The sequence below is a fragment of the Chamaesiphon sp. GL140_3_metabinner_50 genome (genome assembly GCF_025361915.1).
GTDB lineage: Bacteria > Cyanobacteriota > Cyanobacteriia > Cyanobacteriales > Chamaesiphonaceae > Chamaesiphon.
This window is the reverse complement of record NZ_JANYJC010000375.1, coordinates 1-7,376: the sequence shown is the minus strand read 5'-3', so window position 1 is coordinate 7,376 and position 7,376 is coordinate 1. Positions and strand designations below refer to the sequence as shown.

General features: G+C 46.4%; 7 protein-coding genes. 3 read left to right on the top strand and 4 right to left on the bottom strand.

Going from position 1 to position 7,376, the window contains the following annotated elements:
- The 3 genes from Q0R35_RS18310 to Q0R35_RS18300 form a co-directional block, all read right to left on the bottom strand.
- Positions 1-1,426: tetratricopeptide repeat protein (locus Q0R35_RS18310; RefSeq protein ID WP_295621888.1), on the bottom strand; the 1,426-nt coding region annotated here is incomplete at its 3' end.
- A gap of 430 nt (positions 1,427-1,856) precedes the next feature.
- On the bottom strand, positions 1,857-2,126 hold the full coding sequence (locus tag Q0R35_RS18305) for a hypothetical protein (protein ID WP_295621885.1): 270 nt from the start codon (positions 2,124-2,126) through the stop codon (positions 1,857-1,859).
- A 104-nt stretch (positions 2,127-2,230) separates the two neighbouring features.
- Positions 2,231-3,379 (bottom strand): alanine--glyoxylate aminotransferase family protein, encoded by a 1,149-nt coding sequence (locus Q0R35_RS18300; RefSeq protein WP_295621882.1) that lies wholly within the window; start codon positions 3,377-3,379, stop codon positions 2,231-2,233.
- A gap of 236 nt (positions 3,380-3,615) precedes the next feature.
- On the opposite strand from Q0R35_RS18300, the gene Q0R35_RS18295 reads away from it, so the two are divergent.
- From Q0R35_RS18295 to Q0R35_RS18285, 3 genes are all read left to right on the top strand, one after another.
- Positions 3,616-4,044, top strand: coding sequence for a KGK domain-containing protein (locus Q0R35_RS18295; RefSeq protein ID WP_295621880.1), 429 nt, complete (start codon positions 3,616-3,618; stop codon positions 4,042-4,044).
- 763 nt (positions 4,045-4,807) lie between these two features.
- Entirely contained in the window at positions 4,808-5,938 is a 1,131-nt protein-coding gene (locus tag Q0R35_RS18290) for a glycosyltransferase (RefSeq protein WP_295621877.1), read from the top strand.
- A 48-nt stretch (positions 5,939-5,986) separates the two neighbouring features.
- Entirely contained in the window at positions 5,987-6,133 is a 147-nt protein-coding gene (locus Q0R35_RS18285; RefSeq protein WP_295621874.1) for a hypothetical protein, read from the top strand.
- On the opposite strand, the gene Q0R35_RS18280 is transcribed toward Q0R35_RS18285, so the two are convergent.
- Positions 6,119-7,213 (bottom strand): glycosyltransferase, encoded by a 1,095-nt coding sequence (locus tag Q0R35_RS18280; RefSeq protein ID WP_295621871.1) that lies wholly within the window; start codon positions 7,211-7,213, stop codon positions 6,119-6,121. The two genes, Q0R35_RS18285 and Q0R35_RS18280, sit on opposite strands and share 15 nt — an antisense overlap.
- Positions 7,214-7,376: the final 163 nt, after the last annotated feature.

Below are 7,376 nucleotides of genomic sequence, written 5' to 3'. Positions count from 1 at the left end.
CGAGTTTAAATAAAGCTTTACCCTGATTATTCCAGGCATCGCTATGGTGTGGCTCGATTTGGGTGGCTTTGCGATAGCAATCGAGGGCATGTTCGTACCTTTTTAATTGAAACATCGCTTTGCCGCGATTGTTCCATGCTTCGGCATCTTTAGGCACGAGTGTGGTAGCCTGCGTGTAACAGTTGAGAGCTTCTTGAGGGCGATCGAGTTGCAACAAAATATTACCGCGATTCGTCCAGCCTTCGGCTAGCTGCGGCTGAAGTTTGGTAACGACTTCATATTTGCGGAGTGCAGTTTCGAGTTCGCCTAAATGAAATAAAATATTCCCGCAGTGGTTCCAGGCTTGGTAAAAGTCTGGCTGCAATTGGGTAACTTTGGTATAAGCTGCCAACGCGGCTTCAAAGTCACCCAAGAAAAATAACACCTTGCCCTGATTATACAAAGCAGCGATGAAATCTGGAGCCAGATCGATCGCACATCGATAGCATCGCAAGGCATCTTCAAAACTTTTTTGCTCGAAATGAGCGACACCTAAATTATTCCAGGCTTGATAAAATTGCGAGTTGAGTTGCGTTGCTTGTTGATACGACTTAATTGCTGGGGCAATTTTACCTAAATAAAACAAGACTTGCCCTTGATTATTCCAGGCAAAGCAATCTTGAGGATCGATCTGTAAACTCTGTTCGTAACAGCTACAAGCGGCGTACACTTGACCGATTCCAAATAACAACCAGCCTTTATGCGATAGCGTTAGACTATCATCGGGCTGAATTTCTAATGCCCGATCGTAAGCTGCTAATGCTTCATCGTACTCTTGCAATTCAAACAGCGCACGTCCTTTTTGATACCATGCAAACCGATCTCCCGGCTCGATGGCGATCGATCGATCGCAACTCTTAACTGCTTGGTAATAATCTTTCAATTGAAACAATACCCAACCGTGATTTGCCCATGCTTCAGCATCTTGAGGCTCAAGTTCGATCGCCCGATCGTAAGCTGCCAATGCTTCTGTCAATCGCTCTAACCCTACCAAAACCCAACCCAAATTCACCCAAGCTGCTTGCTTGTGCGGTTGTAATTCCAGTGTTTTGCCATAACAAGCCAAGGCAACATCCAGCTTACCTGCATCGCGGTACAAGTCTCCCTGCTGATACCAAGCTTCTGGGTTATCTGTATCCACGGGAGCTTGTGAGTGTTGGAGGTCGATCGGAAAATCTTGTTTCATTGTCGCATATTTTCCCGTGTTTTTCTGTTGGAGCTGTTCGGTGGCAATCGATCCGCTGGGTTGCTGCGACAGCAAGCTTTCGGCAATTTCTCCTGGCTGAGATAATTGCCCGCCAGCAGTTTGTGGCAGTTGTTTGGCGATGACTTGTGGATCCGGTAACTTTCGCCATCGATTCCTGACATACCAAAGTCTAGTTAACACGATCGGTTTCCAAAATATTCAAGAGCATTCAATCAATGGGCGTACTCTTACTGCTGACTATCTAACATCACCATATCTATCGATTTTAGACTGTCATTTTAGTTATGACAGAATGGCAATCTGGAACGAATTACGTAAATTTAACTACAACCGTATCATTAAACACATTAAAATATTGCCAACATGTCTGGATTATACCCAGAGTGGGCTAGGTTAATTGTTAATTTAGCAACTTAATTAAAGGTATAAAAAAGATACCATCAGATCGAAATAATTCGATGCTTGGTACCCAATCTTCTCACCAAAATTGAATTAATGTAAATTATATTACATAAGTCTGAAAAATCATCTTTATTTCCGGAAAATTCGATCGACCGATCGACTAGCTTTAAGCTAGATTAGTTTGACTCAAATGTCGGCGATTCACCAATTAGCGATCGAAGTCCCATCGATCGTACCGATTAGCATAATAATCGAGAATCCGATCGAGCCGCAGCCTGTCGATCTCCAGAAGCCGATCTGCTCCAGTAATTTTCAACCCACCCAACTGGCTCTGCATATAGTCAAATTCGCGTTTGGGCGGAGCTAAATCTGCAACGGCAATTCCCGCGATCTGCTGCAAATGCGCCGCAATCTCTCGATATACAGCCAGCGGAATCCGATCGTTAGAGATTGTAAATTGAGCAGCTTGGGGAGGCATGGGGGAGAAGTAAGGAGTAAGGAGTAAGTGTGTAGTTACTCCTAAAACCTAACACCTAAAACCTAACATCTAAAACCTAACATCTAAAACCTAAAACCTAAAGCCTAACTCAGTAGAACTTTAGCCGCCGCAGCAACACCAGCACCGGGGGTAGCTCCAGTATGACCGAGTTCGACGATCGTGGCTTCGAGAGCGGCGATAGCAGTAAGGATATCGCGATCGGCAACGAAGCCTAAATGACCGATTCTAAAGATTTTACCGTTGAGATCGTCTTGACCGCCAGCGAGAACGATATCAAACTTCTTCTTCATGACGCTCCGAATCTGTTCGGCATCGACAGTTGTGGGTGCAACCGCCGTAATTGCTGGGCTGCCATGTCCTTCGGGTGCATAGAGTGGTAAACCCATCGCCTTAATTGCGGCGCGGGTGGCGTGCATCAGCCGCTGGTGGCGGGCAAAAATATTTTCTAGTCCTTCCGCCCTCATCATCTTCAGAGCGGCTTGGAGGGCAAAAATTAGGTTGACTGGTGGTGTAAAGGGGGTGGTGTTCTTGGCTGCACCCTTGCTGTACTTACCTAAATCCATGTAATAGCGGGGTAATTTTGCCGTTTTATAAGCTGCCCAAGCGGTCGGACTAACAGTCACAAAGCCCAGCCCTGGCGGAATCATAAAGCCTTTCTGAGAGCCAGAACAAACCACATCGAGACCCCAAGCGTCGATCGGCACATTGGCAGCTCCCAGGCTGGTGACAGCATCGATAATCGAGAGTGCGCCGTGGGCTTTAATGTGTTTGGCGATCGTCTCTAAGTCGTTAATTACGCCCGTAGAGGTCTCGCTATGAGTGACGATGACCCCTTTAATCGCTTTAGCTGTATCTGCCTCTAGTGCCGATTTTACGGCATTAGGATCGATCGGTTGTCCCCAAGGCGCGGTCACCTCAACGACATCGAGGGCAAAAGCATGAGCGACTTCCGCCCACCGTTCGCCAAACTTACCATTATGTACCACCAACACCCGATCGCCAGGGCTGAAGAAGTTAATGATTCCGGCTTCCATCGCCCCAGTACCGGAAACTGTCAGCATCAAGACATCATTTTCGGTTTGGTGCAACCACTTGAGATTAGCAGTCACATCTGCCATAATCTGACTGAATTCACCGCTACGATGCCCGATCGGATGCTTGGCTAGAGCCAATAACACATTCTCTGGTACTGGCGTAGGGCCAGGAATCATCAACATTAATTTATTTTCCACGCTCTTTGTCCCACTAAAGTAATATTTAAACTGATTGTCTCTACGCATTGCAGAATGTTAATTCTAGCTCAAGATTACACGCTGGGGCTAGGAGGAGGCACGATCGATCTAGATTGGGGTTGGATCGAGAAAATTGCGGTTGCTGGTCGGCTTGGCGATCGCGGAGGTTTGTTTTGAGTATATTATGGCATCATGTTAGTGGTATCTAGTAGTAACCTTCGATCGCGAAAACTGTTATGACAAATAATCTTATTCCGTATGATTGTGGTGATGATGATGTGATTGCCTTTGGAGAGGCAATGTTTCGTTCTGGCAAACTCAAACGGGCGATCGGACAATCTTTTGACGGCTCCGTTGGTAGAGCGATCGATCAAAAATTACGTCAACACGGTCTAGAGATTCCCATTCGGATGATCGGTTCGACCAGATTGGCTAACGAACACTGCCAATGGTTCGATGAAGGTATTAGTTGCGAAATCCTCGATTTGGCTACCCGCCGTTGGTGTAAAGGTAAAGTTCGCGTTCGAGTTGCTGTTGAATTTTTGGTAGAAGATGCTGGTGACAAAATGTTATTGCCTGGGGATCGCGAACGGGAAGATGCTGCCAGTGATGAGTATGTTAATAGTGAATATGTATTCACAGGTATTCATCACAACGGTCAGTAGCAGATATTAGACACAAATTGTCAATATTCGCTTCATCTGTATATTTAGACCTAAAAATATTTTAGAAATTACACACCCAAGTTCTATCCAGAATTTGGGTGTCTGGTTTTTAGAGAGAACTTAAACTAATCTGCCGATCTCTAATCGTCAATTGCTATTGTCAATTAAGTATATTAGTTGTTTATTCTGAGCTACTGCGATCGGCTATAATGTCGATTGAGATTTGCCACTACCGATGTTCGATCGTCTCGATACTATTGTAATCAATACTTTACAAACGTAATATTTTAAGTGCAAATCTGCTTACTAATTGGAGTCTAGATATTCATATTTATCTATGGTATTGTTAGTGGTAGTACAGGGAAGCTGCGATCTATAGACTAAAGTGAATAAATATTTATTACGAAATTGTTAATCGATAACGAATACATAAAAGTAATTTAGCAAATTTTCAGTTCTCTAACTAACGCAATCGGCTTGAAGGGTGTCTGAAAAGTCTTACTGGCTCCGACCTTAGATCTAAATCTCCCCAAATCCCCCTTCAGAAGGGGGACTTAGGGATCGGTTCCCCCCCTTTTTAAGGGGGGCTAGGGGGGATTTCTAGGGTTTACGCTTGACAAACTAAACTTTTCAGACACCTTCTGAAGGGTCGCCGATCGGATCTAGCATGATTCTCGTTTCGATCGACTACTTAGGCTTTGCTCGGTCAGAGTTTGTCAACGAGCTAGCAATTGCGAAAGAATCAAACCAAAAATTAAATTGAATGCGAGTTCTTCATATTATTACAGATTTTGATGACGGTGGAGCACAAGCTGTGCTGTGCCGATTTGTAACTGCCGATCGAAACAACGAGCATCAGGTAATTTCCTTGATGAATATCGGTGCGTATGGAGAGCGACTCATAGACGTGGGCATTAAAGTTCATGCGCTCGATATGCCCAAGAGTCGATTGACGATCGCGGGAGTAATCAAGTTATACCAACTCATTCGCCAGATCGATGCCGACATTATTCAAACCTGGATGTATCATAGCGATTTTATTGGCGGCATCGTCGCGCGCATTGCAGGTAAAAAAGCCGTCGTCTGGGGAATTCATAATACCAACCTCGATCCGGCGAAAACATCTACTTCCACCCGCGCGATCGTGCGTGCGTGCGGCTTCCTATCAAAAACGCTTCCCCTGAAAATTGTCAGTTGCTCTCAAGAGGGAGTCAAAGTTCATGCGGCACTGGGTTACCAATCCCAAAAAATGGTCGTCATCCCCAATGGCTACGATATTAGTGAATTCGCGCCTCAACCAGATCGCCGCAAGCAACTGCGCGATCTGTGGCAGATTCCCGAACAGACAACCTTATTTGGCATGGTGGCGCGTTGGAACCCCCAAAAAGATCATGCCAACCTCATCGCCGCTTTGTCTCAATTACAGGAACGAGTCCAATCGCCTTGGCATTGTGTGACGATCGGCTCGAATATGTCTGAAGATAATCAAGTACTATTAGAGCTACTCGATCGGGCGGGAGTCAGAGATCGCGTCACATTACTCGGTATCCGCACTGATATTCCGGCGGTGATGAGTGCGTTAGATTTCCACGTATTATCTAGTGCTTATGGCGAAGCCTTTCCCAATGTTGTCGCCGAAGCAATGGCTTGCGAAACGCCCTGTATCGTCACCGAAGTTGGGGATTCGGCATTAATTGTCGGCGAGACTGGTTGGGTAGTACCATCTAGCGATCCCGCAGGGTTGGCAACTGCAATGGCAGCAGCAATTGGCGAGTTATCGAATCAAACGACATTGGTACAGCGGCGAGTCCAATGTCGAGAGCGAATCGAAGCAAATTTTAATTTGCAGATTATGATCGACAGATATAAGGATTTATGGGCGAGCTGTATTTAACGTGAGTTCTGGTTAAGGATATTGGCTTCGTTCTAGTACCGCCAACGATTGAAATCGTGGCTCATGGTGCAAAGTCCGCCTACGCGGACTGGAATATTAGTCCGCGTAGGCGGACTTTGCATCATGAGCGGAGACTTCCAGTCTCCAGGCTCCGCCAATCGATCGCCACCCGATCTTAAATTAGCAGCCAAATAGCTGGAGATAAGCATCTACCGCTCGCTCGGCTGAAAAATATCGACCGCGATCGAGCGAATCCGATCGATCTGGGGAGGTTTCTAGCGTTTGTAACATGGCATCGGCTAGGGCTTGACTATCTTCGATCGGTACCAAGCGACCGTACTTGCCAGATGCTAAAATTTCATCAGGCCCAGAAGGGCAATCGGTAGAGACTACAGCACAACCACAAGCCATCGCCTCGATTAATACCGTCGGTAAGCCTTCCCACTGCGATGATAAGACGAACGTAGTCGCGCCAGACATATAAGCATAAGGGTTTTGAACGAATCCAGGCAGAGATACATCTGCTCCAATCCCTAAAGCGGCTATTTCTGCCTCTAGTTCGCTGCGAGTCTCACCTTCTCCGAGAATGAGTAACCGTGCGGATTTTTGCTGGCGGACGATCGCAAAAGCGCGGATTAAATTAGCAAAATCTTTCTGCTGCGATAGTCTCCCCACTGCCAAAAATACGGGCGGATTGCCAGCCTCAAACCAGGGATGTGTGATGGGCATTGCCGCTTTGGCGAGTAACTCTCGATCGACAACCGGATTGTAGACGACTCGCACCGTTCCTGGCTGGAACCCCAATTGAGATTCTAGATCTGTCGCCACACCTTGCGAAACACCCACGATCGCATCGGCACGCGGATACAGGAATCGCATCATTGGGGGCAAAAATTTGCTGCGCCGTAAGTTAGATTTACTGCTAGAGAGTGTATTGTGTTCGACAATTACTAACTTGGTTTTACTCCTCGCCAAATCTCTTGCCAAAATTGCGGCAATATTGGCATGATTCATGTGGGATAGCAGTGCCACAGGTTTGGTTTCATTGAGATATCTAGCCAGAGCGGGAATTGCTTTCATTACTCTAGCAGTGCCCAAATTTACCAGTTGCACTCCGGCGGGTACTTGCTCTAAATATGGCCCCTCAGTGTCGGCGACAACTAGATCTAACAGCACATCTCGTTCTAGCATCCCTTTGAGTAAATTGAGGGCGACTCGTTCGGCACCACCACCTGCTAATGTTGGCAGAAAAAAAGCAATTCGTTGTGTTGGCATAAATTAGGAATGGAATGGAAAAATGTCCCGATCCGGCTCCCCCCTCAAAAGCTACCGCGTACACACAAGTCAGATAGACTTCGTTTTGAGTTGGTTTACCCCCCCTTATAAAGGGGGGCTTTTGCTCCCTCCCCTTTATAAGGGGAGGGTTGGGGTGGGGTAA